This is a genomic window from Shouchella oshimensis (assembly GCF_004375095.1).
Lineage (GTDB): Bacteria > Bacillota > Bacilli > Bacillales > Bacillaceae_D > Shouchella > Shouchella oshimensis.
This window is the reverse complement of sequence record NZ_SNUX01000003.1, coordinates 475,390-498,313: the sequence shown is the minus strand read 5'-3', so window position 1 is coordinate 498,313 and position 22,924 is coordinate 475,390. Positions and strand designations below refer to the sequence as shown.

The window sequence follows — 22,924 nt, the reverse complement described above, 5'->3', positions numbered from 1 at the left end:
ACGAAATTCACGTTTACGAAAAGTCAAGTAAAAAAATGTGCAACTTTAATTTTTTTACGCTATAATGGCGGAGATTCATGTTAGTAAATAAAGGAGGTTAAACATGTCAAGCCTGCATCTTGCGATCTTGCTGCCATTTATTGCAGCCATTGTCATTCCATTAATCTATCCGCTAACAAAACGTTTACACACAGGCTGGATTACCATTCTCGTACCAGCAGCATTATTTATGTATTTCGTTTTTCGATTAGGAGATACAGCTAATGGCGGTTACATAGTAGAGGAAATGGCTTGGGTTCCATCTTTAGACATTAACTTCGATGCATATCTAGATGGGCTAGGCCTGTTGTTTGCCTTGTTAATTACAGGTATTGGCGTTTTAGTTGTTCTTTACTCGATATTTTACCTTGATAAAACAAAAGAACAGCTTGCGAATTTCTACGTGTACCTTTTAATGTTTATGGGTGCGATGCTCGGTATCGTATTATCCGACAACCTTATCGTACTGTATATTTTCTGGGAAATAACGAGTTTGTCGTCTGCATTACTTATCAGCTATTGGTTCACAAATAAAGGATCCATTTTTGGTGCTAGAAAGTCCATGCTTGTCACTGTTTTCGGTGGATTTGCAATGATGGCTGGATTTATTCTTCTTTATTTAGAAACCGGCACCTTTAGTATTCAAGCACTAATCGATCAACGTGATCTTATTATGGCTAGTCCATACTTTATCCCAGCAATGATTTTAGTCTTATTAGGAGCATTTACAAAGTCAGCTCAATTTCCATTTCACTTTTGGTTACCAGATGCAATGGAAGCACCTACCCCTGTCAGTGCTTATCTTCATTCAGCTACGATGGTAAAAGCAGGGATTTATTTAGTTGCAAGAATGACACCTATTTTTGCGGGTGCAGCTGAATGGTTTTGGATCATCGTTGTTACAGGTCTTATGACACTTATTTGGGGATCTGTTTCGGCAGTACGACAAAAAGACCTAAAAGGGATTCTTGCGTTTTCAACCATTAGCCAATTAGGCTTACTCATGGTTTTACTTGGGCTCGGCTCTGCAGCCTTTACTGGTGAAACGATTGATGAAAATCTTGTTTATTCAGCAGCAATTATGACTGCGATTATTCACTTGTTTAATCATGCCACCTTTAAAGGTAGTTTATTTATGGCGGTTGGTATCATTGACCATGAAACCGGCACAAGACATATTCAAAAATTAGGTGGTCTAATGGCCATTATGCCTGTGACATTTACTATCTCCTTAATTGGACTTGCCTCTATGGCTGGAATTCCCCCTTTTAACGGTTTTATTAGTAAAGAAATGTTCTTTACAGAGCTTCTACACATTTCGTCAATGAATGTCGCTGGTGTCGAAACTTGGGGCGTTGTCATACTAGCAGTTGCCTGGATTGCCAGCGTATTTACGTTTTTATATTGTGCCATTTTGTTCTTTAAAACGTTTTTTGGTACTTTTAATAAAGAAAATTTCTCGAAAGAAGTGCATGAAGCTCCGCTTGGCATGCTAATTAGTCCTGTTATTTTAGTGGGACTCGTTATCATTTTAGGATTATTTCCTAACTTACTCGTCCCTACAGTCATTGAACCTGCAGTTGTAAGTATCCTGCCTCATTTGCCTGCTGAAGAACTAACCATTAACTTAAGCTTATGGCACGGATTAAATACAGAATTACTTATGTCGCTAGGTGTCATTGGATTTGGAACAACACTCTACATGACCTACTCAAAATGGAAAAACCTTGGGATTATGCAACATGACCGCGACCCTTTCAATTCAGTTTATGACAAAAGTCTCAATGGATTATCTACCAGCTCTGAATGGATAACGAATGTTCAAATGACAGGTCGATTAAAAGATTATTTCACATACATGCTTTTATTTATAGTCAGTTTGTTAACATACAGCTTCATTCGTTCTGATAGCTTTACTCTCTCATTTACACAAACAGAAGAAGCACCGTTGTTTTTGTACGGAATCGTCTTCTTAACAATTCTAAGTACAATTGCCCTTTTATTTATGAAAGAGCGCATACCACTCATTATTACTGTAGGCGTTGTTGGCTTCTTAATAGCCTTACTTTTCGCAGTCTTTAGTGCACAAGATTTGGCAATCACTCAACTATTAATCGAAACCGTTACTGTTGTACTCTTGTTATTAGCATTCAGACATTTACCCGAGATGGTACAGGAAACAGGTTCAAGAGTAAGAAAATCTTTACACATTGCTCTTTCAGCTAGTGTGGGGCTGTTGGTTTTCTTAATTGGAACAGCATCGTTTGCCCTTCGAAATGATGCAAAGTTCACTCCTGTCTCAGAATTCTTTATCGAGAATTCGTATTCATTAGCTGGTGGAAAGAACATGGTAAATGTGATTTTAGTTGACTTTCGTGGACTCGATACGATTTTAGAAGTTCTTGTCCTTGCAATCGTTGCTTTAGCAATCTTGATGATGGTCAAACTTCGATTTAAAGGAGGCGAAGACGTGTGAAGTATTCAAAATCCCATGACGTCATGCAACGAGTTCTCATTACGATTACGATTTACTTTCTCGTTGCTTTTTCCTTTTACCTGTTCTTCGCAGGCCACAATAATCCAGGTGGTGGCTTTATAGGTGGGCTAATGACTGCAAGTGCGTTTATATTGATCTATCTTATTTTTGATCGAAATGTGGCGAACCGGATTATTCGTTTTTCATTCCCTGGTATTTTAGCAACCGGTTTGTTCGTATCCCTTTTTGTTGGTCTCATTGGTCCGGTTTTCGGTGATGAAATGTTTACTCAGTATTTCGATTACTTCGACTTACCATTCTTTGGAGAAGTTGAGTTAACAACAGCTGTCCCGTTTGATTTTGGTATTTATCTAGTTGTTGTTGGGATGGCAATGGCAGCTACAGTAACAATTGCGGAGGATGAATCAAAATGGAAATCTTAATGTTTATTGCCATAGGCGTTCTTTTTGCAGTTGGGACTTACTTTATTCTGTGCAGAAGTTTATTAAAAGTTATTATTGGCATTTTGCTTATCTCACATGGTGCACACATGTTGCTTCTAACAATGGCAGGCTTGAGACAAGGGGTACCTCCTCTCGTTGATCTTTCTGGTAGCGAGGCAACAGACCCTTTGCCACAAGCCATGATCTTAACAGCAATTGTCATTAGCTTTGGAATTACAGCATTCCTTGTTGTTCTCGCCTATCGAACCTATCGTGTTAACAAAACAGAGGACTTGGATAAGTTAAGGGGTTCTGACGATGAATAATATAATCATGTTGCCAATTATTATCCCATTTTTTATGGGAACGTTGTTAATTTTATTTGCAAAAAAACATCTCACTCAGCGAATTCTTAGCTCCATAACAGCAGTTGGATTAATGACCGTTTCGATTTATATTGCTTGGCTTGTTTATAAAGAAGGTCCTCTTTCAATTGGGCTTGGAGGATGGGAAGCTCCTTTTGGAATTGCCATTGTTGCCGATAACCTCGCGGCATTTATGGTTGTTTTAACTAGTATCGTTAGTGCCACCTGTCTCTTTTTCGCTTTTACGACCATTGATAAAAGGCGGGAACGCTATTACTTTTATCCATTGTTTTTTTATTTAGTAACTGGTGTAAATGGCGCTTTTTTAACTGGGGATTTGTTTAACCTCTTTGTCTTTTTTGAAGTGATGTTGCTTGCATCCTATGCCTTAATGGTTACAGGAAGTACAAAATTCCAGCTTAGAGAAACCTTTAAATACGCTGTTATTAACGCATTCTCTTCCATGTTATTTCTAGTAGCCATCGCTTACGTTTACGGTATTTTAGGAACGGTTAACTTCGCCCACATGGCAGAACGAGTTGCTGAAGTAGAACAAACAGGGGTCTTACAAGTTGTAGCCATTTTACTTTTTCTTGTATTTGCTACAAAAGGTGCCTTGTTCCCACTGTATTTTTGGCTCCCACATTCTTATGTCGGTCCTCCAACAGCAGTTACCGCTTTATTCGGTGGTTTACTAACCAAAGTGGGCGTTTACTGCATCATTCGTATGTATACTCTCGTATTTACATTTGACATTAGCTTCACCCACCAGACGATAATGCTTGTACTTGGTGGTTTAACGATGCTACTCGGTGTTCTTGGTGCAGTTGCACAATTTGATTATAAGCGTATTTTATCTTTTCACATCATTAGTCAGATTGGCTACATGATCATGGGTATTGGCTTGAATACTGCACTTGCCTTAGCTGGAGCTATTTATTTCCTTGCTCATAACATGATTGTTAAGACCGGTTTAATTCTAATGTCTGGCGCAACTGAGAAAATTACTGGGACAACTGACTTAAAAAAGATGGGCGGATTACTTAAGACGCATCCAGCATTAGCATGGTCATTTCTGATTCTCGGCTTGTCTATCGCTGGAATTCCACCATTGAGTGGGTTCTTTGGAAAATTCCCATTAATTGTTGCTGCAGCCGAGGAATCAAGCTACTTCTTAGTTTTTCTTTCTCTATTTGTTGGGATGCTCACCTTGTTTTCAATGATTAAAATCTTTATGAACGTATATTGGGGAGCGCCTCAACATACGAAAGAGCAAGCAAAGTTTTCTATTACACCAACACTATTAGCGGCATCACCCTTAGTTGTTTTAACAATTATTCTCGGTCTGTTCGCGGAACCATTTTTCGCTTATACAGAAGTCATTGCGGAAGATCTTCTTAATCCATCCGTTTATATTCAATCTGTTCTGAAGGAGTAGGTACATTATGGCTTTTCAATTATTAATTAACATCGTTCTTGCCATTGTTTGGATGCTGTTTCAGAATAGCTTCACCCTTGTTGATTTCGTGGTCGGCTATACGATTGGATTTTTCGTTGTCTTAGTACTGATCAGGTTTAAAGGCTATGAATTTTACTTTTCCCGTGTGTGGTCTCTTATAAAGCTCATTCTCGTTTTTATAAAGGAGCTTGCTATAGCAAATGTAGTCGTGTTAAAGATCGCGTTAAGTCCTAAAATGGACGTAGCACCGGGTATTGTGGCGGTCCCTACCCGACTCGAAACAGAAACAGAAAAAACAATGTTTGCAGTGATGATGACTTTAACACCAGGAACATTATCCATTGAATTCTCACTTGATTCAAATGTGATTTTTGTACACGCATTAGATGCTAGAAATCGAGATGAAATTATTGATACAGTGCAAAATACGTTTGAACGAGGCATTTTGGAGGTGACACGGAGATAATGTTCGACACAATTCTAACTTGGCTTTTACTTATAAAGTGTGTTGGCGCTCTACTATGCATTATCCGTGTATTGCTTGGCCCTACACATTCTGATCGAATTGCTGCACTTGATACGTTGGGACTAATGTTAATTGGCTTTGTTGGTATTCTCATGATTCTTCAAGATACGATGGCTTATACTGAAGTTATTCTCGTAGTGGCGATTTTAGCATTTATTGGCTCTGTAGCACTTGCAAAATATTTAGAGAGGGGGAATCTATTTGACCGCGATTGAATGGATGATTGTTGTCTTTTTAGCTGTCGGAACCCTTTTTAGTATAGCTGCCGGTATCGGTTTAGTTCGCTTTCCAGATGTGTATTCTCGACTTCATGCAACAGGAAAAAATGCGACGGCAAGCGTTATTTTGATTATGACAGCAACCTTTATATACTTTCTTTATGAACATCAGCTTTTTATAGGAAAGATCCTCCTTACCATTTTGTTTGTCTTTTTAACAACTCCTGTTGCCGCATTATTGATTTCGAGATCAGCCTATCGAATTGGTATACCTATGTCGAAGGATTCTGTTCGAGACGAAATGAAGCCTTATTACGATAATGAAAAGTCATCACCAGCAAAGAATGAATAAAAATAACCCCCTTGGTATGTCACTTGATGTCCAAAGGGGGTTTTTCTATGTGCAATAGACCAATTCTCTCGCCCACTTTTACTTTATTGCTACTTAGTTCTAAAGTGAACGTGTCCTTCTTAAATAATAGAATAACAGTTGAACCGAACGAAAAATAACCAACTTCCTCCCCTTTTGTCCATTGGGGATCTGATTTAGTTCGAACAATTGTATTGATATTCATCGCACCAACCTCAATCATAGCAGTTGTTACGTTTTCAGCTTGTAAATAATTTACTGTCCGATAATTGTGAGATAGTGGTTTAACACCGTACTTTAAGCCTGTTTCATTTACTGGATAGGAACGATCTCCTAAGCTTACAGTCTCTGTACAAACGCAATTAAAAGGACTATGAATCCGATGATAATCCTGTGGGCTTAAGTATAAGATGACATACATACCACCATTATAGTCAGAAGCTTTTTCCTTTGATTGCAGCATCTCTCCAATCTTATACGTCTGACCCTTCACAATAAAGCTTGTCTCTTCGTTAATGGTACCTGTTTCTTCACAACGACCATCCACTGGCGACACAACACTTTTAGCCGATTGATCAATTGGACGTTTAGCCATTTTTATTTGCCGGGTAAAGAAAGAATGAAGACTCTTATGCTCAGCATATGGTCGCACAGCTTCTTCAACATTAATCTTATAAGTCTTAATAAAAAGCGGAATAAAGGGTTTACTTAACCTTGACATCGTAAACCGTTTGATTAGTGCAGAACTCCATTTATGATTGGTTAATTCAACGCTCATCTGAAAGATTTTCCTTTTCATCTCATCACCTTTAATACATTATTTCCTCATTGCTAATCATTTTATGGTATACTTTGGTATTATAGCACGTAAATAAACTCGAAAAGAGGTGAAATGTACGTGTTTTTATTAAATCAACTCGTCTCTACCCGTAAGAAAATTAAAGGGCAACTCGCTAACGCGTTAACACTTATTAATTTAGGACTTGGGATTACTGCAATTATGTTTATTTTACAAGGAAGTATTTGGTATGGCTTCTTATTTATAGCTCTAGCTGCTTTATTTGATCGATTTGATGGCATGGTCGCTAGAAAATTGAAAATTGAATCTGAATTAGGGAAGCAATTAGACTCTTTAAGTGACCTTGTCTCATTTGGTGTCGCACCTGCTCTTCTTGTTCAACAGGCTACTTTAATGCCCCTTAGCTTTGTCAGTGGACTTGCTGTTGTTCTATTTATTTTATGTGGTGCATTGCGCTTAGCTCGCTTTAATATTACTGACTCGCCGAATGAATTTATTGGTTTACCAATTACAGCAGCTGGATGTATAGTAGCTTTTTCAACATTGTTTACGGAACAGTTGCCAGCTACGTTTTACGTCATTTTCATGATATGTCTTTCTGGATTAATGATTAGTAACATTCGTGTAAGGAAAGTGTAACAACCGTTTCTGCCTAATTTTACTGAAATTGATTCATAAGTCTACTTTTCTATCTCATAACCTTAAAATTACTGCTTTTAACTTGACAGTAGCAGGATTCATGAGTAAATTAAGGGCAGGCAGTAACGTCTGCCCGCTTATAAAGCGGATATAAAGCATACATATTATTCTAGCGTAACAGAATAATAGGTTATTCTATGTAAAGAAAAGGAGTTTTTACAGATGAACAAAACAGATCTGATTAATGCAGTTTCCGAACAAGCAGAAATCTCTAAAAAGGATGCATCAAAAGCAGTAGACGCTGTATTTGAAGGCATCACAGATTCATTAGTAAACGGAGGCAAAGTGCAACTTGTTGGCTTTGGTAGCTTTGAAGTGAGAGAGCGTTCTGCAAGAAAAGGACGTAACCCACAAACTGGAGAAGAAATTGAAATTCCAGCAACTAAAAACCCTGCGTTTAAGCCAGGTAAACAACTTAAAGACGCAGTTAACTCATAAGAACGATTTAACTGTCCAATACTAAATTCCACTAGGGGTGCTTGAATGCTGAGAAAAGGGAAACCTTTAACTCTTCAACCTGATCTAGTTAACACTAGCGTAGGGAAGTGGATAAGCAATGCACAATTGCTCAAAACGGCCGCCTCATTGCGGTCGTTTTTTGATTTGAAAGGAGGAGGTTAAAAATGACTCCGATAAAACATGCCTTAACGATTGCTGGAACAGACCCTACTGGTGGTGCAGGTATACAGGCGGATTTAAAGACGTTTCAGGAACTACATGTTTATGGAATGTCTGTCCTCACATCAATCGTAGCGCAAAATACAATGGGTGTGAAAGATATACACCATCTTCCAATTGACTTTATTGAACTACAGTTACAATCGGTTATTGAAGATATTTATCCACATGCAATAAAGACCGGCATGATTGCACAAAAAGAGATGATGGCCCTTTTAGCAACGAAACTCGGTTCGCTTCAAAATGTTCCTTACATTTGTGACCCCGTCATGATGGCTAAAAATGGCGACCCCCTGTTAGAAAAAGACGTACGCTCGTTTTTACGTGACACGCTAGTCCCTTTAGCAACCATTGTCACACCAAATATAGCGGAAGCTGAAGATCTTATAGATATGAAGATTGATACACTAGAGGATATGAAAAAAGCTGCTGAGCGAATCATACATGAATTAGGTGCTAAGTATGTAGTTATTAAAGGTGGCAGCTTAAATGGAGAAGCAACGGATGTATTTTACGGAAAAAGTCGTGAATTCCATATTTTAGATGCACCAAGAACTGACACAAAACATACACATGGGACAGGCTGTACATTCTCTGCAGCGATTACGTCTGAACTGGCAAAAGGCGTACCTATTTTCGAAGCAGTAAAGAAAGCCAAACAATTCACTGCTGCAGCTATAGCCCATTCTTTAAACATTGGCCATGGATACGGACCGACAAATCACTGGGCCTATCGTTTAACCGCTTCTTCTACACAGAATGAATGATATGTAAAGCCTACCTTATTTGGTAGGCTTCTGTTAGTTAGGCAATGCGAATGATACTTAGTGCAGCTCCCTGACCTGCAACAAGAACGGCAGCTCCTAATAAACCAAACAACTCTATCTCAACTACATCACCAGCCGCTAAAGTAGTAATAACATTACCTGAAATGTTCGTAACAGTAACACCAGGAGATACTTCAGAAGAATCTAAAGGTACACCGTTCACTGTAAGACGCAACCCTAATAATAATGCAGCAGTTAGATTAACGTTGTACGAGATGCTGTAGGTCCCGGCAGTAGCAACCGCAAATCCATCATCCTCTGCTGTTAAACCTGAAACAATTTGGTTATCAGGAACTGGAACTGTTGTACCACCTAATACTACGGCAATGGTCGTTCCACCGTTGGTACCAAATGCATAAGTCGTTGTCAGCCCTTCACCTGTTGGACCAGCTGGCCCAGTTGGACCTGTTACACCAATACTTGGCAGAATTAATTCAAAGTCTGCTGATGTGCCTGGTGTGCCTGTTGGGGCATCCACTAACACCTGATAAATCGATCCGTCAAACGACACTAACTCTCCTGCTGTTAACGCTGGAGCCGTTGCTGGATCAAATACTGTCACTCCATCTAAACCAACACCGGTTGGACCAATTGGACCGGTTGGACCCGTTACCCCGTCTAGTCCCGTTGCTCCAGTTGGGCCTGTAATTCCATCTAGTCCTGTTGCTCCAGTTGGGCCTGTAATTCCATCTAGTCCTGTTGCTCCAGTTGGACCCGTCACTCCATCTAGTCCTGTTGCCCCGGTTGGACCTGTAATTCCATCTAGCCCTGTTGCTCCGGTTGGGCCGGTTATGCCAAGACCCGGAAGCACTAACTCAAAGTCTGCTGATGTGCCTGGTGTACCTGTTGGGGCATCTACTAACACTAAATAAATTGATCCGTCAAACGATACTAACTCTCCTGCTGTTAACGCTGGAGCCGTTGCTGGATCAAATACTGTTACTCCATCTAATCCAAGACCCGTTGGGCCTGTCGGGCCAGTTGGCCCCGTTGCTCCATCTAATCCTGTTGGACCTGTTGCTCCATCTAATCCTGTCGGTCCCGTTGCTCCATCTAATCCTGTCGGTCCCGTTGCTCCATCTAATCCTGTCGGTCCCGTTGCTCCATCTAATCCTGTCGGTCCCGTTGCTCCATCTAATCCCGTCGGTCCCGTTGCTCCATCTAATCCCGTCGGTCCCGTTGCTCCATCTAATCCCGTCGGTCCCGTTGCTCCATCTAATCCCGTCGGTCCCGTTGCTCCATCTAATCCCGTCGGTCCCGTTGCTCCATCTAATCCCGTCGGTCCCGTTGCTCCATCTAATCCCGTCGGTCCCGTTGCTCCATCTAATCCCGTCGGTCCCGTTGCTCCATCTAATCCCGTCGGTCCCGTTGCTCCATCTAATCCTGTTGGACCTGTTGGACCGGCTGGACCAGTTATTCCCGTTATTCCAGTCCCACCATCGCCAATCACAAGTTCATATTCAGGAGAGGTTCCAGGATCCCCAACTGGTGCATCAACTAAAACTCGGTAAACACTTCCATTGAAAGAGACAAAATCTCCAGCAACTAAACTAGGACGAATACCTTCACTGAATGGAATGATACTGTCTAGCCCTAGTCCAGTTGGTCCTGTTGGCCCCGTTGGTCCTGTTATACCAGTTCCACCACCTGCTGGTCCTGTCGGTCCCGTTGGTCCTGTTGGTCCTGTGACTCCATCTAGGAAGCCTCCACCGTTTCTAGGAGTTCTCGAAAAACGTTGAACGTTATTACAATTAAAAAAATCCATTTTTTAGCTCCTCCTACTTTTATTGCTGCTAGAAAAACAGCTATATAATTCTATGTCTAAACGAACCATAGTGTTTGTGTAGAAACCATGGTTCTAGAAAATAGGTGTCACCTATTTTCTATCAATCGTATGAAAATTGACCATTCATTCGGGTTTTTTAATTTCTAAAAAGTCTTTGAAAAAATTCCTGTTGCGTTCTACTTAGTTGAATCGATTTCAAAAATCGTACAATAATAAGGGATAGATAACCATAATCACCAATCGTTTATTCTGAACGTACTAAAATTAGACATTGTAGCTATAGATCTTTATAATCTGCTTATGCCCATTAATACATATTTACGTTAGGAGAACTTTCATTGAAAAAACAGACCGCCGGTAAACTGACAAACGTATTTTATTGGACACTAGGCATTTTAATTGTTTTTGTGGCAATTGGCATCCTCTTTCCTAGCCAGCTTGAAGCAGTCACTGCGACTGTACGTCAATTTATAGCTACTTTCTTTGGCTGGTACTACTTAATTGTTGTCACTATTTTCTTGTTGGTTTGCCTATTTTTTATTGTTAGCCCGTTTGGAAGGCTTCGCCTCGGAAAAGAAGAAGATCGTCCAGAGTACAGCTACTTAACGTGGTTCGCCTTTTTATTTAGTGCCGGACTCGGTGTTGGCTTACTGTTTTTCGGAGCCGCTGAACCTATAGCTCACTATGCCATTGATGCTCCTACCGCAGATGAAGCTACTGGTCAAGCAGCCCTAGAGTCGCTTAAATACGTTTTCTTGCACTGGGGTTTTCATGGTTGGGCAATATATGCCATTGTCGCTATTTGCCTCGCTTACTTTAATTTCCGCAAGGATATGCCAGGCTTAATTAGTGCCACTCTTTCACCACTTATTGATCCAAGAGGCTTCTGGGGACAGACCATTGATGTCATTGCTATTGTAGCGACACTATCAGGTATTGCGACTACACTCGGTTTCGGTGCAGCACAAATGAATGGCGGAATATCTTTTTTAACAAATATACCGAATAGCTTTGGCCTACAGCTTGCGATTATTATCATCGTTACCATTTTATTTTTACTTTCTGCCAGTACAGGAATTGATAAAGGCATTCGCGTGTTAAGTCGCATGAATATGGTTTTAGTCATGCTTATGTTATTATTTTTTATGATCTTTGGTGCATCCTTATATTCTTTAAACCTTTTTACAAATACACTGGGTCAATACATTCAGTCTTTACCTGAATTAAGTTTTACCATTGCGCCGAATAGTTCTGAACATCGTGAATGGATTAATGCGTGGACGTTATTTTACTGGGCTTGGTGGATGGCTTGGTCACCTTATGTCGGAACATTTATTGCCCGTGTTTCAAGAGGTAGAACACTAAGAGAGTTTGTGATTGGCGTGTTGCTTGTACCATCTCTACTTGGCTTTGTTTGGTTTTCTTTCTTAGGTGGAACAGCGATATCCTTTGAATCTCAAGGGTTAACCACGATCTCCAATTTGGCTGATGAAGAGGCCTTGTTCGGGGTATTAGGTGCCATGCCATTTAGTACGGTTACATCGTATATTACCATTTTCTTAATTGCCGTTTTCTTTATAACATCCGCTGATTCGGCTACTCATGTGTTAGGAAGCCAATCAACGAATGGATCATTAAATCCCCCTACAAAAATAAAAATTCTATGGGGCGTTCTCATGTCAGCCACTGCTGCTGTACTTCTCTATAGTGGTGGGTTGCAAGGGTTACAAAATACGATGATTGTCGTTGCTTTTCCATTTTCAATCATTATGCTATTAATGGTTATTTCTCTATTTAAAGCATTACGACATGAACACTTGAAGAAAGAAGTTAAAGAACGTCGCTTGCTAAGAGAAATTGCAGAGCTTCGTCAATTCAAAACTAAGACGGAACGGGCAGAAAGAAAACGATTAAAGCAAGAAGAACAAAAACAGAAAAAAATAGATAAATCAAAGAAAAAGAAGGTCACTAAAAAGCCCAAAGAAGAATAAAAAAAAACCGTCGTCTTAACAGACAACGGTTTTTTTATCTAGTAGAAGCTATGTATTTTCCTAAATGGATAATCATTGCCCCCATTCGTTCTTTAGCAGGAGGATACACGACTTTCGTTACTCCAGATTCATATAAAGCCTCTGCTGTTACCTTTCCGACCGCCGTCGCAATGACATCCTCATCAAAACTAGCTATGACTTCTTCTACAAGCCCTCGATCCTCAGCACAGGAAAAAAGCGCTTTTACTTGTAATGCAGATGTAAAACAAACCGCTTGATACTTTTTATTAATCACTAACTCATGTAACAATTTGTCCGCTACACTCTCTTCTGGAGGGAGATGGTGGTAAGGTAGCCACGTTGTTAATGTCGCTTGTTTATCCGAAAAAAAATGTTCTATTTCTGGTGATGGAATTCCATAAAGTTGGACAACAACATGCTTTTTTTGAAACGAAAAAACACTTAATTTAGTAAGTAAATCTTTAGTTGTACCATCCTCTGATGTCACTTCATAGGACACACCTTCTTTCTTTAATGCAGCAATTGCTTTGTAGCCTCGAACTGCAATTCTTGCGTTATTTAATTTTTGAACAAACGCTTTTTTTACTCCCATCTCCTCAGCGTGACGCATAAAGGTATGGATGCCAATTCCAGTAGTAAAAACAAACCAGTCAACATCGTCATTTAAGCCATTGCGAATCATCGCTTTCACAATTGTTTTGTCCTCAATCACTGTGCCTTGCATGGAACGCACGCTACTTGTTCCACCTTGCTTCCTAATTAATTCTTGCATCTCATCTGTTTTCCGTGACGCCGTTAACGCGAGATGATAATTCGTTAGTAATGTCATCTTTTTCTCCACCTTCTACTGAACTCACTCCAACAACTATTTGTTTTAACCTATCAGACTTGCAATGGTTTCGCAATGATAAGCGTTACATAGAATTATCGTGTATTTTTTTTGTACAGACACGTACATGCTTACGATTGCATAGGTATATGGTGGAGGTGAACAAATGTCAGGATTACTCGCAGCCGTTTCATACTTAATGAGGGAAGTTATTGTGTTTGTTTCCTATGTTAAAAATAATGCTTTCCCACAACCTTTAAGCAAAGAGGATGAAAAAAAGTACTTACAACTTGCCGCTCAAGGTGATCAAGAAGCGCGAAACTTATTAATTGAGCATAACTTACGTCTCGTCGCTCATATTGTCAAAAAGTTTGAAAACACACGTGAAGACGCGGAGGATTTGATTTCAATTGGCACGATTGGCTTAATTAAAGCCATTGAAAGCTATTCAGATGGTAAAGGAACAAAATTAGCCACCTATGCAGCTCGATGTATTGAGAATGAGATTCTAATGTCATTACTATTACATAAAGAACTTTAAAGAAGCTGAATGGAAACTTCTCCATCTTTCGATAAGATAATTTCCTTCACTAACATACGCAAAATTTCTTTTTTATCTTCCTCAGAAATAGTATCTTCTTTCAACCATCGCTGCCTAACCTCATCTAACATTAAAAACGAACTGGACACTTCCTTTTGATTATTCACTTTACCTTCAAGCTCAATAAGTTGATTCTTCAACCGTTCCTCTTTACTTTTTAACTCAACAATGGAGTCTCTAATTTCTTCTGTATCCATATCTTCAAGCGCAAAAAGCTGTAGTAGTTTTTTTCTTCCACTTTTCGCCTTATCAATCTGCTCTTTTAAATCATCAATCTGGTCAATTTCAAATTTAGAGAACGTGTCGCCATTTTCTGGCTTGTAATCTTCCAATCGCTCAGGATTATTTAAAAGTTCTTCTATCTTATCCCATATGGTTGTTTCTAACTTATCTGCCCTTACGTGATGCTTACAACCTTCATTTTTTGCTCCTGAGCTATTTTTTACATCTGTATAATACCTGAGTTTCGTACCCCAATTGTTTCTGTATATGCCTGTCATTGTATTCCCACAATCAGCACACCTTACAATTCCACTCAGAAGATACGTTCTTGCACTGGTACTCTTCGACCACCGTCTACGGGCTTGTTTAAGTAGCTCTTGAGCATAATCAAATTGCTCTTGTTCAATTATTTGAGGTATTTCTGTTTCGATCCATTCAGATTGATCTCTAATGGTCATTCTTATTTTGTTATCAGCTTTATATTTATTGGCAAGCATACCTTCAGTATTAAACTTATTTTGATAGTACGTGCCAGTGTACATTTCATTTAATAGTATCTGCCTTACCACTTGTCTATGCCAAACACCTACACCTTTTTTTGTAGGTATTTCTTTGGCCGTGAGGAATTTTGCTATTCCATTCATCCCTTGGATATCTTTAGTTGGTTTTGTAAACATGTCAAAGATAAACCTAACGATGTTAGCCTCTTTTTCATTTTGTACATACATGCCGTTTTCTTTATCATAATCGTATCCATAAGCATGACTATTCTTTATTACTTTTCCTTCAATAGCCTTTCGCTTTCGACCGCTCGTCATACGTTCATTTATTTTAGCTTTCTCAAACTCTGAAATCGCTCCCCTTAAGCTATAAAAAAGTTGCCCTTCTGGAGTGGAGGCAAATTCACCATTTACATAAATCATTTCTACATCTTTTTTACGAAACTCATCATCTATAATTAAAGCATTCATTAATTTTCTAGAGAGTCGATCAGGGTCATAACAAACAACTTTTGTAATTAGCCCTTCCCTAACATCTTTTCTTAGTCTTTCTAAATCCGGTCTTTCCAAAAACTCACCGGAAAAACCCTCGTCAACGTATTGAATTACATCATTCGTTCCTGCTTTGTCCTTGCACATCTGTATCTGATTGCGGACACTGTACCCTTTCTTTCCCTGCTCTTCCGTCGATACCCTCACGTATATCGCTATCACGCTCTAGTTCCTCCTTATATCGCTTTATCAGGTAATCATAGCAAAGATGTATGTTCTTGTCCGTATACTTACCAGTAACTACCTTGACTCGCACTGTCATCACTCCTCATTTGAGCGTATGACAGTTACGATTGTCCGAATTACTTATTTAACTAGTGCTAAGTCCACTTCTTTAATATCAATATCGTATTTATGTATGAAAGCTAAGGATTTTGCTTTTCTCCAACTTAGAAATTGGTTTTCTGTCATTCTATTTGGAGAAATTTCCGAATCAATTATTACGCCGTTTTTCTTTACACAAACCATGCCGTCTTTACCTTTTTCAGACCAAAATGCAATCACCTCATACTTCATGTTGACACCCCTTTTAATATGTAAAAATTGCGCACATATAAATAGGAAGAAACTCAATTTTCCTATGCATATGTGTGCAGAGGCGATATACGCCTCTCTTTTAACTTTAAGAACCAACTACTGGATCAGACGGTCCTCTTTTTAAATCTGATTCAATGCTACTTCCTACAACTGGATCGGATGGTCCAGCATTTTGATCTAATGATGTAGTTGCAAAGAAAGTTAACGCAACAATACCTACAGAAACTAGAAAATTTTTCAATTTAACACCCCCTTATTTTGATCTACAATTTTATTTATCTCTCGCTCAACTAAGCGTTTATAGTATGCCTTACCGCTTTTAACCAATAATCCGTATGCATCTAATAGATAAGTAATGTTACACGTAGCAACACCTTTATATATTAGAGAGAATGTCGTTTCAGGCAATTTGTTTAGTACATCTAATGCTTCTTGATATTTGTTCCGTACTAGAAGTTGATGAGCTAATTCCTCGCCCCTCAAAACATTTAAATCCATTTCAACCTTATGAACATTCTTTATAAAAGCGATATCATTTTCCCTTAGTTTTTTTGCGAATTCTAAGTTTCCATCATCCTCAAATTTCGTTATAGCTTTTTCAATGTTCTTTAAACTCTTGGTTTTATCCGTAAACATATATGCTTGACCAATGATAACGTAAGCTGAACCTATTAAATAATTCGGGCTTACTGAATTTCTTATAATTGATTCAGAATAACTTATAGCAGTTTCGGGATCATTATGGTTATACAATTTCGCATACGAGAAGTAGCTAAATATCTTGATTTGAAAAGAATCTTTTATAAATCCTTCCCTTAATTCTTTTACTTTCAGATTAACTCTTTCTGCCATGTAGTGCAGTGTTTGATAATCGTTTACAGAAATTGTGGCCGCTTCAATGAGGTCTAGTTTTATCTGTATTTCTGGAGCACTCACACGACCATAGAGCACTTTGCACTTGTTTAAGACGTCGTTGTCGCTCATACTAGTTCTTTTACGATTTAAATCGTAAACTTCCAACCACTCTTTTATTTCCCCTTTTTTATCTGAGTGTTTGGCTATCAAATTATCTGTTAAATCTCCTCTTTTGTAATTTGAAGCGAACTCCAAAGCATTTATGATTCCTACCGGCTTGTTTAATTTCAGGCAATATTCATCCATGTACTCACCGAAGTTAATAGAATCAAAGAATTTCATTAGAGATAACGCTGCTTTAAACTCAATATCCTTATCTCCTTTTACTTTTAAAAAACGAGATATAGTAAATTTTGAAACACCAGTTTCTCTACTTAAAGTAGCTTGATCCAGAAATGACCTTTCGTTCATTTGTTCAACAACAAACCTATATAGATATTGTCCAGACGTTTCTCTTTCGAAATCCATTAAATCACCTCATAAATGAAGTTGCATGTTTTTTTAATATGAAAATTCTGCAACTTTCTGTTATACGTATTTATATTCTGACTTAAGAATACATTAGTCGCATCATAAATCATATTGGGAAAATCATTTATTTTTAAAAGAGATACTTTCACGAATAAAAAAAATTAAGCTAAAATTTTTGTGAACGCTTCTTTTTTATGCCAATGCGTCGCGGATATCGACCAACAAATTCATAAAAATTGGGATTAGCTGGAACGCTATAATTTATTCATCTTATAGTGTATAGTTATTTTATCAATTGTAAGATTACTGTTGAAATGGTACTAAAAATATGTACGAAAGAAGGTCACTAGTATGAATTCTGAAACTACCCTCACACCAAAGCAAGTAGCTGAATTTTTTTCTACTGGAAACTTCAATCATACTTATCAATTTCTTGATAAAAATATTGAATGGAATATTGTTGGTGATAAAGTATTGGTAGGGAAGAAAGCTGTAATGGATGAATGTAGACTTACCTCTAATTATTTTGAAAGTGTTACAACAAATTTCAAAATATTAAATGTAATTCAAGAAGAAAATTACGTTGTCATAAATGGAACAGCTGAATTTATAAGAGATAATAAGCAGTTGTCTTACATAGCCGCCTCGGACATTTACAGTTTTAATGATCAGAATATGCTACAAAGAATTGATTCTTATTGCATTAAAATACAGTAAGGTTAATTATAAAAAAAATTGAGGAGGATTTTTATGGAGAATTTAATTATAAAAGGTAGGAATTCAAGCAGTTTTACTTATGGTCATTTTAATGATCTACCCGCAACTCCAAAAGGCAGATACGTTGGTAAGGTATGCTAATACAAATTTTGCTAAGAGGTCTTTTACCTTTTATAATTATGAATGTCATTGCTATTGTTTTGTATTATCAAAACAAAACACACGATGCAAAAGGCACGTTTATAGCTAGCTTCATCGTTTTAATTCTAGGTATTGCTTCACTTATTTATAATTTTGAAGAATGGAGTATATTACGAAAAACAGTACTGCATTTCTTTGTCATGTTATTAACTATCTATCCAATATTATTAGTAAGTGGTTGGTTTACGTTAATTAGTATGAAGGATTACTTCTTGGTATTTTTAATATTTTTGGGCTTCGGTACTGTCTCGTGGCTGATTTTTTTTACACTATTTAAATTCACTTCTAATTAGAGGGTATATCCAAAGCTAAACCTATTACAAGATCAAATTCAAACTGGCTGCTTTATTGAATGTAAAAGTAGATGACTTTTACGATACGAACGATGATAGCGGTATTAGTGAGTCTGAGGAATAAAAGTGATTTTGACGGTAGTACCTGACGGGGATATACAACTAAAAGCTAATAGCTTAGCTTGGCGTGCTATTAGCTTATGATTGCGGACAAGTAGTTTATTACAAGTAAAGCACTGCAAAAGGATCAATTTTTATTGGTTCTTTTTTCTTGTTGTTTATAGAACGTACATTCGTATATAATGAATCCAACTAAGAGAGGATGATTGAAATGGAACTACCTGACACTTCTTTTGACGGTTGGGATTCACTTACAGTCGATGAACGACCAGAGGTAAGTATACGGTCGTACATTATTAATCGATTAACTCGAGAGTACCTACACAACATATATGACCGCTCGCCCGATCTACACCAGCAGATACTAAAACTGATTGCAGATGATCAATTTGCAAAGCGGCATTACTTTAAAAAAGAAAATATTAAAGTTGAAGATCAACCAAGCCAAGTAGATAGCCTGTTTTTAAATTGGCGCTACTGGTGCAATGGTCGCACAGGTAATGTCGGCGGAACGAGATCAACACTAAAGAAAGATATAAAAAGGAACTTGTTGTTTTACATGGATAGATTACATGAATAGATGCCCTTTTGATGAGGCTTTTGAAATACGTTTAGATGATATGGATGAAGACCTGTTATGGGAAGAAATTTTAGCGGGTATAAGCGATGAGGATAAACCTTTAAGTGTGAGTAAGTCTTTGTGACTGATATGACGAAAATGACAAATGTCGTTGCGTATGGAGACCGATTGATTTAGGTCTCTTTTTTGGTGCTCGGTAAAGGCAAAACCATAGTTGTAGAGTGCATAGTTAACAACTTGATTGTAGTTACCGTAGTGACTACTGGCGTTAGGATACCGTTCAATAATTGCATCATGGATGGACCATAGACAAGCAAATGCTTCAAATTCTCTCTTCATATAAAACCTCCTATGTCCTCAAATTCGTTAAAATAAAAGATATTCCTGCTTTCGCAGGAATATCTTTATCCGTAGTATGCTTCATATAAGCTGAAAACTGCCATTAAGATAAAAAAGCTAAAGAACATAATAACGTTTAATATGACTAACAAATAACTTTTTGCAAATACACCGAAAACTGTACCAACAGTACCAAATATGTATACAGAGAGCCATAATGGTGATGCGACTTGAAAAACAACATTTGGTATCCATACAAGAATCGATAATAAAATACAAATCCATGAAAGTTTTTTATAAGTATTAATACTCAAGGTTAGTTAACTCCTAAAGTTGATTATCTGCAGTTGACTGCCATTTGGGCAGTGAAGTATATAACTACATTTTGTGCCATCATTTTTTCTAATGTCTTCATCTTATTGTAATCTCTACCAATCCGGGCAATTAATCTCGCATCAGCCGTACAACTAAAATAACCTTCTCTCCCGTATGCTATATCATGTTCTTTACAAGCAGCATCTAGGTGATCTTTTGTAGGTCCACCACCGTATCCAGGTCCACACCAATTACCCCAAATAGGAAGCGAAATTAAAGGTGTTACTACATCTTCTTCTGATGGATTATACATATCATTAAGTTCATTAAGCATTTTTCCTGTTTCTATAACAAATTCAGATTCACCTTCATTGATTGCAGCCTCAACATTGAAGAATACCCCTTCTTCAGTAGTAGAAACATATTTCATTAAAACTTCATTAGCTTCCTCAAAGGAACTATTTTCATCGATAAATTTCGTTGCTCCAAATGCTTGTTGTGGAATTAAGCTAAATAACATTAATAAAGATAAAATAGACAAAATAGATTTTTTAACCACAGTAACACTCCTATGAAATTTTTGGAAGGCGCCTTCAATGAAAATATTAGCATAAAACCATATGAAAAATAAGTATAATTTTTACATGTTATTTAATTCTTACTATTTATTTTAATACTTACTTTATAAAAATTTTATAATTATAGATATATAAGATTAGGTAATTAGATCTAAATTAAAATACATAAGCATCGTTAAATAAATACAACACTATATTAAAAGGTTTTTTCACACTTTATTAACCACTTAAAAGGTAAAACAATTCTGAATATATGACTTATTTCTTATTTTTTATTTTATTTTTAAAATTACCAAGCTCCCCCAATGCAGGGATCGTTGTAATGACCAGTTTTATAACCCCCTTGAGACCTCGCTGAGAAGCGGGGTCAAGATGTTATTCAGGAGTTATAATTTCTCAATAACCTCGTCGATATTATCCCATTGGTAAATAAGCTCATTTAATGGTTTTCCACCAATTATAAATTGAACTGATTTAACTAACTTCGCACCATAATATTCGTAAAAATAACGAGTTTTATTCTCCTCAAGCACCTCAACAAATATTTTTCTGTAACCCAAGAGCTTGAAGTTTTTAAACAATGCTTTGAGTAGCTTCTTTCCTACACCTTCTCCTTGGTATTCTTCAAGTAGGTAAATTGAGGTTAAATCACCTGAGTTTTCCACTTTATTGGTTTCTCTTTTCCAAGCATCTCCAAAACCTACAATTTCACCTTTATTGTTCTCTGCAACAACAACATAATTATCTTTCTTTGCAATATTTGCTTTCCATAATTCTGTTCGTTTCTGATAAGATAAATTGCTTAAATAATCATTAGGGACAATACCTTGATAGGTAGTTTTCCAACTATCAACGTGAACTTTTGCAATAGCTGGTGCATCATCTAATTTTGCTCTTCTTATAATCATTTTTACACCCCGTAACATATTTATAAGCTCTTTAATTTAGTAATTTCCAATTTCATTTACGCAATAATAACATATAAAGCAAAGTAACACTTTTAATCTATCAGCTTTATGAAGCCCCCTTGAGACCTCGCTGAGAAACAGGGTTTTTGTAGTGAAATAAGCTTAAATTATATTAACCCTAAAAAATCGATAGAACTCTCTCTTTCTATTGAACTTAAGAAAATCTTCTACATTGTTAAAAAAACTCGACATTGCGTAAAATTAATAGCACAATATGGAAAAGGAGGAAGGTAGATTAAAAATTCTATAGACTTCTAAATTTCAATCAAAAAGAGTCTGTTGGTGTGCATCATTAATAAATAATCGTAGACAGGGTATCTTGATAGTGAGGAGAATATATTTTGGCTAAATATTGTGAACGAGATCACGTTAAAAATATGATTTTAGAATTGGAAGATATGTTTTCTAGAAAAACCATTGAAAAATTTAGCGGTGAAAACAAGAAAGTATATTTATGGTCGCTATGCGGAATCTTTTTAGAAATACTAATTGCAGGAAAATATAACCAAATGCCTTTTTATGGTTTTGCAAAAATGCAAAAAGAAACATTGGGTTATATAAAAGAGGATAGAGAGTCTTCTTTTACATCTAGGACTGTTTATGGAGGGCGACTTTATAAATTACCTATCACAGTTAGTTCTAGTATAGACTTAGATGCTCCAGAGGGTAGATCAATTATAATTAATTTCGCAAGAAATTATCTGAGTGACTTAAAACAAAAAAACAAAAGGCTTTATAAATTGCAAGAATTACAGGACAAATTTGAAATGAAACAGTTTTATAACCAATCTCTAGGGATACCTGTTAAGCCCCATCATTGGATTGATATAAACTTTGATAACACTGCAACAGTTACGATGCCTGAGTTCATAAATTACTGTGATTTGATTAATATATACAACATCTTTGTAGAGAAATTTAATCAAAAAAACAGTATTCAAGACGAGTTGTTGAGAGTTGAGATTGATAAAGAACTAAATTCCTTAACAAGACAAATAATAATAAACAGTATAACTTTTTTTGAAAGTTATTTGTTTTATTACTTTTACAATCAAAAATTCAGCGAAAGTATCTCTCAAGAAAAAATCAAAAGTTTCCTAACCAAAAATAAGGTTGAGGATGACACTATTTTAAAACAATTAGTGTTTAGGTTACATGAGCATATTAAAAAAAACCAAGAAATACAATTGTTAAAATCTAAGATTAAAGCACATTCTAAAGTTCGAAATCAACTAATTCACGCATCTGCTTTAACTGACGAATCATCAAGCTTATCAAATTTAGAACATTTAATAGACATGTCGGAAGAAAGATTTATTAGCGCTGCTCAAGATTGTTACGATTTCATATTTTTAATGGATTCGTTACTTCCCAAGGAAGAGAAAATTCTTTTTTGGATAAACAGATTTGAAAAACCTGATTTTACATCTTTTAAGAAAATCTCTCTTTTAAACAAAAACAGGAAGATTCATTGATTTCTCAAGACCTT

26 protein-coding genes, 1 pseudogene and 1 riboswitch are annotated in these 22,924 nt (G+C 37.0%); of the genes and pseudogenes, 16 read left to right on the top strand and 11 right to left on the bottom strand.

Going from position 1 to position 22,924, the window contains the following annotated elements; genetic code table 11:
* Positions 1 to 103 precede the first annotated feature (103 nt).
* From E2L03_RS13380 to mnhG, 7 genes are read left to right on the top strand one after another with little or no spacing between them, the layout of a single operon-like run.
* Entirely contained in the window at positions 104 to 2,515 is a 2,412-nt protein-coding gene (locus tag E2L03_RS13380) for a Na+/H+ antiporter subunit A (RefSeq protein WP_134259389.1), read from the top strand.
* Positions 2,512 to 2,958 carry an MnhB domain-containing protein gene (locus tag E2L03_RS13375; RefSeq protein ID WP_038478805.1) on the top strand — a complete coding sequence of 149 codons (447 nt, stop codon included), beginning with the start codon at positions 2,512 to 2,514 and terminating at the stop codon, positions 2,956 to 2,958. The genes E2L03_RS13380 and E2L03_RS13375 overlap by 4 nt, the downstream gene beginning before the upstream one ends.
* Positions 2,946 to 3,284 (top strand): Na(+)/H(+) antiporter subunit C, encoded by a 339-nt coding sequence (locus E2L03_RS13370; protein WP_055736056.1) that lies wholly within the window; start codon positions 2,946 to 2,948, stop codon positions 3,282 to 3,284. Before E2L03_RS13375 ends, E2L03_RS13370 begins: the two co-directional genes overlap by 13 nt.
* A complete protein-coding gene (locus E2L03_RS13365) occupies positions 3,277 to 4,761 on the top strand; it encodes a Na+/H+ antiporter subunit D (RefSeq protein ID WP_038478798.1) in 1,485 nt (494 codons plus the stop codon). Before E2L03_RS13370 ends, E2L03_RS13365 begins: the two co-directional genes overlap by 8 nt.
* Positions 4,762 to 4,768: 7 nt before the next feature.
* A complete protein-coding gene (locus tag E2L03_RS13360; protein ID WP_134259388.1) occupies positions 4,769 to 5,248 on the top strand; it encodes a Na+/H+ antiporter subunit E in 480 nt (159 codons plus the stop codon).
* Positions 5,248 to 5,523, top strand: a complete 276-nt coding sequence (locus E2L03_RS13355) for a Na(+)/H(+) antiporter subunit F1 (RefSeq protein WP_124741872.1) — start codon at positions 5,248 to 5,250, stop codon at positions 5,521 to 5,523. Before E2L03_RS13360 ends, E2L03_RS13355 begins: the two co-directional genes overlap by 1 nt.
* Positions 5,510 to 5,878 carry a monovalent cation/H(+) antiporter subunit G gene (gene mnhG / locus E2L03_RS13350; RefSeq protein ID WP_124741871.1) on the top strand — a complete coding sequence of 123 codons (369 nt, stop codon included), beginning with the start codon at positions 5,510 to 5,512 and terminating at the stop codon, positions 5,876 to 5,878. Before E2L03_RS13355 ends, mnhG begins: the two co-directional genes overlap by 14 nt.
* Before the next feature lie 19 nt (positions 5,879 to 5,897).
* Here mnhG and E2L03_RS13345 read toward each other — a convergent pair whose 3' ends face one another.
* The gene (locus tag E2L03_RS13345) at positions 5,898 to 6,695 is read right to left on the bottom strand and encodes a phosphatidylserine decarboxylase (protein ID WP_134259387.1); all 798 of its coding nucleotides are present in this window, start codon (positions 6,693 to 6,695) and stop codon (positions 5,898 to 5,900) included.
* A 93-nt stretch (positions 6,696 to 6,788) separates the two neighbouring features.
* Here E2L03_RS13345 and pssA point away from each other — a divergent pair, with 93 nt between their 5' ends.
* The 3 genes from pssA (at position 6,789) to thiD (ending at position 8,839) form a co-directional block, all read left to right on the top strand.
* Entirely contained in the window at positions 6,789 to 7,334 is a 546-nt protein-coding gene (gene pssA, locus E2L03_RS13340) for a CDP-diacylglycerol--serine O-phosphatidyltransferase (protein WP_206698969.1), read from the top strand.
* A gap of 222 nt (positions 7,335 to 7,556) precedes the next feature.
* Positions 7,557 to 7,832, top strand: a complete 276-nt coding sequence (locus E2L03_RS13335) for a non-specific DNA-binding protein Hbs (RefSeq protein WP_035398747.1) — start codon at positions 7,557 to 7,559, stop codon at positions 7,830 to 7,832.
* A gap of 23 nt (positions 7,833 to 7,855) precedes the next feature.
* A riboswitch (TPP riboswitch) is annotated at positions 7,856 to 7,955 on the top strand.
* Positions 7,956 to 8,017: 62 nt separating this feature from the next.
* Positions 8,018 to 8,839 (top strand): bifunctional hydroxymethylpyrimidine kinase/phosphomethylpyrimidine kinase, encoded by an 822-nt coding sequence (gene thiD, locus E2L03_RS13330; protein WP_134259386.1) that lies wholly within the window; start codon positions 8,018 to 8,020, stop codon positions 8,837 to 8,839.
* A 37-nt stretch (positions 8,840 to 8,876) separates the two neighbouring features.
* On the opposite strand, the gene E2L03_RS20955 is transcribed toward thiD, so the two are convergent.
* A complete protein-coding gene (locus E2L03_RS20955; protein WP_134259385.1) occupies positions 8,877 to 10,664 on the bottom strand; it encodes a BclA C-terminal domain-containing protein in 1,788 nt (595 codons plus the stop codon).
* A gap of 359 nt (positions 10,665 to 11,023) precedes the next feature.
* Between E2L03_RS20955 and E2L03_RS13320 the strand changes: the two genes are divergently transcribed.
* Positions 11,024 to 12,676: a BCCT family transporter gene (locus tag E2L03_RS13320; protein WP_134259384.1), complete on the top strand. Its 1,653-nt coding sequence runs from the start codon at positions 11,024 to 11,026 to the stop codon at positions 12,674 to 12,676.
* Positions 12,677 to 12,710: 34 nt separating this feature from the next.
* Here E2L03_RS13320 and E2L03_RS13315 read toward each other — a convergent pair whose 3' ends face one another.
* Positions 12,711 to 13,526 carry a uroporphyrinogen-III synthase gene (locus E2L03_RS13315; protein WP_134259383.1) on the bottom strand — a complete coding sequence of 272 codons (816 nt, stop codon included), beginning with the start codon at positions 13,524 to 13,526 and terminating at the stop codon, positions 12,711 to 12,713.
* A 166-nt stretch (positions 13,527 to 13,692) separates the two neighbouring features.
* Here E2L03_RS13315 and E2L03_RS13310 point away from each other — a divergent pair.
* Positions 13,693 to 14,061: pseudogene (locus E2L03_RS13310) on the top strand (sigma-70 family RNA polymerase sigma factor); the annotation flags it as partial.
* A 2-nt stretch (positions 14,062 to 14,063) separates the two neighbouring features.
* Here E2L03_RS13310 and E2L03_RS13305 read toward each other — a convergent pair.
* The 4 genes from E2L03_RS13305 to E2L03_RS13295 all read right to left on the bottom strand — a co-directional run bounded on the left by E2L03_RS13305 (position 14,064) and on the right by E2L03_RS13295 (position 17,321).
* Positions 14,064 to 15,563, bottom strand: coding sequence for a recombinase family protein (locus E2L03_RS13305; RefSeq protein WP_134259382.1), 1,500 nt, complete (start codon positions 15,561 to 15,563; stop codon positions 14,064 to 14,066).
* A 144-nt stretch (positions 15,564 to 15,707) separates the two neighbouring features.
* The gene (locus E2L03_RS13300; RefSeq protein WP_124741863.1) at positions 15,708 to 15,917 is read right to left on the bottom strand and encodes a hypothetical protein; all 210 of its coding nucleotides are present in this window, start codon (positions 15,915 to 15,917) and stop codon (positions 15,708 to 15,710) included.
* Between the two features lie 106 nt (positions 15,918 to 16,023).
* Positions 16,024 to 16,179 carry a hypothetical protein gene (locus E2L03_RS20490; protein WP_166740310.1) on the bottom strand — a complete coding sequence of 52 codons (156 nt, stop codon included), beginning with the start codon at positions 16,177 to 16,179 and terminating at the stop codon, positions 16,024 to 16,026.
* The gene (locus tag E2L03_RS13295; RefSeq protein ID WP_124741862.1) at positions 16,176 to 17,321 is read right to left on the bottom strand and encodes an AimR family lysis-lysogeny pheromone receptor; all 1,146 of its coding nucleotides are present in this window, start codon (positions 17,319 to 17,321) and stop codon (positions 16,176 to 16,178) included. Before E2L03_RS13295 ends, E2L03_RS20490 begins: the two co-directional genes overlap by 4 nt.
* Positions 17,322 to 17,675: 354 nt before the next feature.
* Here E2L03_RS13295 and E2L03_RS13290 point away from each other — a divergent pair, with 354 nt between their 5' ends.
* From E2L03_RS13290 to E2L03_RS13280, 3 genes are all read left to right on the top strand, one after another.
* Positions 17,676 to 18,041: a hypothetical protein gene (locus E2L03_RS13290; protein WP_124741861.1), complete on the top strand. Its 366-nt coding sequence runs from the start codon at positions 17,676 to 17,678 to the stop codon at positions 18,039 to 18,041.
* A gap of 134 nt (positions 18,042 to 18,175) precedes the next feature.
* Positions 18,176 to 18,535, top strand: coding sequence for a DUF3021 family protein (locus tag E2L03_RS13285; protein ID WP_124741860.1), 360 nt, complete (start codon positions 18,176 to 18,178; stop codon positions 18,533 to 18,535).
* Between the two features lie 331 nt (positions 18,536 to 18,866).
* Entirely contained in the window at positions 18,867 to 19,235 is a 369-nt protein-coding gene (locus E2L03_RS13280) for a YhjD family protein (protein WP_124741859.1), read from the top strand.
* Here the strand turns inward: E2L03_RS13280 and E2L03_RS13275 are convergent.
* The 4 genes from E2L03_RS13275 to E2L03_RS13260 form a co-directional block, all read right to left on the bottom strand.
* Positions 19,224 to 19,574, bottom strand: coding sequence for a hypothetical protein (locus tag E2L03_RS13275; protein ID WP_124741858.1), 351 nt, complete (start codon positions 19,572 to 19,574; stop codon positions 19,224 to 19,226). The two genes, E2L03_RS13280 and E2L03_RS13275, sit on opposite strands and share 12 nt — an antisense overlap.
* Positions 19,575 to 19,639: 65 nt before the next feature.
* Complete coding sequence (locus E2L03_RS13270; protein WP_206698968.1) at positions 19,640 to 19,888, bottom strand: hypothetical protein; 249 nt, start codon at positions 19,886 to 19,888, stop codon at positions 19,640 to 19,642.
* Between the two features lie 23 nt (positions 19,889 to 19,911).
* Positions 19,912 to 20,448 (bottom strand): phospholipase A2 family protein, encoded by a 537-nt coding sequence (locus E2L03_RS13265; RefSeq protein ID WP_134259381.1) that lies wholly within the window; start codon positions 20,446 to 20,448, stop codon positions 19,912 to 19,914.
* Between the two features lie 405 nt (positions 20,449 to 20,853).
* Entirely contained in the window at positions 20,854 to 21,375 is a 522-nt protein-coding gene (locus E2L03_RS13260; protein WP_134259380.1) for a GNAT family N-acetyltransferase, read from the bottom strand.
* A 401-nt stretch (positions 21,376 to 21,776) separates the two neighbouring features.
* Between E2L03_RS13260 and E2L03_RS13255 the strand changes: the two genes are divergently transcribed.
* A complete protein-coding gene (locus E2L03_RS13255; protein ID WP_134259379.1) occupies positions 21,777 to 22,910 on the top strand; it encodes a hypothetical protein in 1,134 nt (377 codons plus the stop codon).
* Positions 22,911 to 22,924: the final 14 nt, after the last annotated feature.

What these genes read in the sequence shown, in the direction of transcription:
- E2L03_RS13380 (WP_134259389.1), top strand. Translation starts at nt 104, where the DNA reads ATGTCAAGCCTGCATCTTGCGATCTTGCTGCCATTTATTGCAGCCATT.
- E2L03_RS13370 (WP_055736056.1), top strand. Translation starts at nt 2,946, where the DNA reads ATGGAAATCTTAATGTTTATTGCCATAGGCGTTCTTTTTGCAGTTGGG.
- E2L03_RS13365 (WP_038478798.1), top strand. Translation starts at nt 3,277, where the DNA reads ATGAATAATATAATCATGTTGCCAATTATTATCCCATTTTTTATGGGA.
- E2L03_RS13360 (WP_134259388.1), top strand. Translation starts at nt 4,769, where the DNA reads ATGGCTTTTCAATTATTAATTAACATCGTTCTTGCCATTGTTTGGATG.
- E2L03_RS13355 (WP_124741872.1), top strand. Translation starts at nt 5,248, where the DNA reads ATGTTCGACACAATTCTAACTTGGCTTTTACTTATAAAGTGTGTTGGC.
- E2L03_RS13345 (WP_134259387.1), bottom strand. Translation starts at nt 6,695, where the DNA reads ATGAAAAGGAAAATCTTTCAGATGAGCGTTGAATTAACCAATCATAAA.
- pssA (WP_206698969.1), top strand. Translation starts at nt 6,789, where the DNA reads ATGTACGTGTTTTTATTAAATCAACTCGTCTCTACCCGTAAGAAAATT.
- E2L03_RS13335 (WP_035398747.1), top strand. Translation starts at nt 7,557, where the DNA reads ATGAACAAAACAGATCTGATTAATGCAGTTTCCGAACAAGCAGAAATC.
- thiD (WP_134259386.1), top strand. Translation starts at nt 8,018, where the DNA reads ATGACTCCGATAAAACATGCCTTAACGATTGCTGGAACAGACCCTACT.
- E2L03_RS20955 (WP_134259385.1), bottom strand. Translation starts at nt 10,664, where the DNA reads ATGGATTTTTTTAATTGTAATAACGTTCAACGTTTTTCGAGAACTCCT.
- E2L03_RS13315 (WP_134259383.1), bottom strand. Translation starts at nt 13,526, where the DNA reads ATGACATTACTAACGAATTATCATCTCGCGTTAACGGCGTCACGGAAA.
- E2L03_RS13300 (WP_124741863.1), bottom strand. Translation starts at nt 15,917, where the DNA reads ATGAAGTATGAGGTGATTGCATTTTGGTCTGAAAAAGGTAAAGACGGC.
- E2L03_RS13295 (WP_124741862.1), bottom strand. Translation starts at nt 17,321, where the DNA reads ATGGATTTCGAAAGAGAAACGTCTGGACAATATCTATATAGGTTTGTT.
- E2L03_RS13290 (WP_124741861.1), top strand. Translation starts at nt 17,676, where the DNA reads ATGAATTCTGAAACTACCCTCACACCAAAGCAAGTAGCTGAATTTTTT.
- E2L03_RS13285 (WP_124741860.1), top strand. Translation starts at nt 18,176, where the DNA reads ATGCTAATACAAATTTTGCTAAGAGGTCTTTTACCTTTTATAATTATG.
- E2L03_RS13280 (WP_124741859.1), top strand. Translation starts at nt 18,867, where the DNA reads ATGGAACTACCTGACACTTCTTTTGACGGTTGGGATTCACTTACAGTC.
- E2L03_RS13275 (WP_124741858.1), bottom strand. Translation starts at nt 19,574, where the DNA reads ATGAAGAGAGAATTTGAAGCATTTGCTTGTCTATGGTCCATCCATGAT.
- E2L03_RS13260 (WP_134259380.1), bottom strand. Translation starts at nt 21,375, where the DNA reads ATGATTATAAGAAGAGCAAAATTAGATGATGCACCAGCTATTGCAAAA.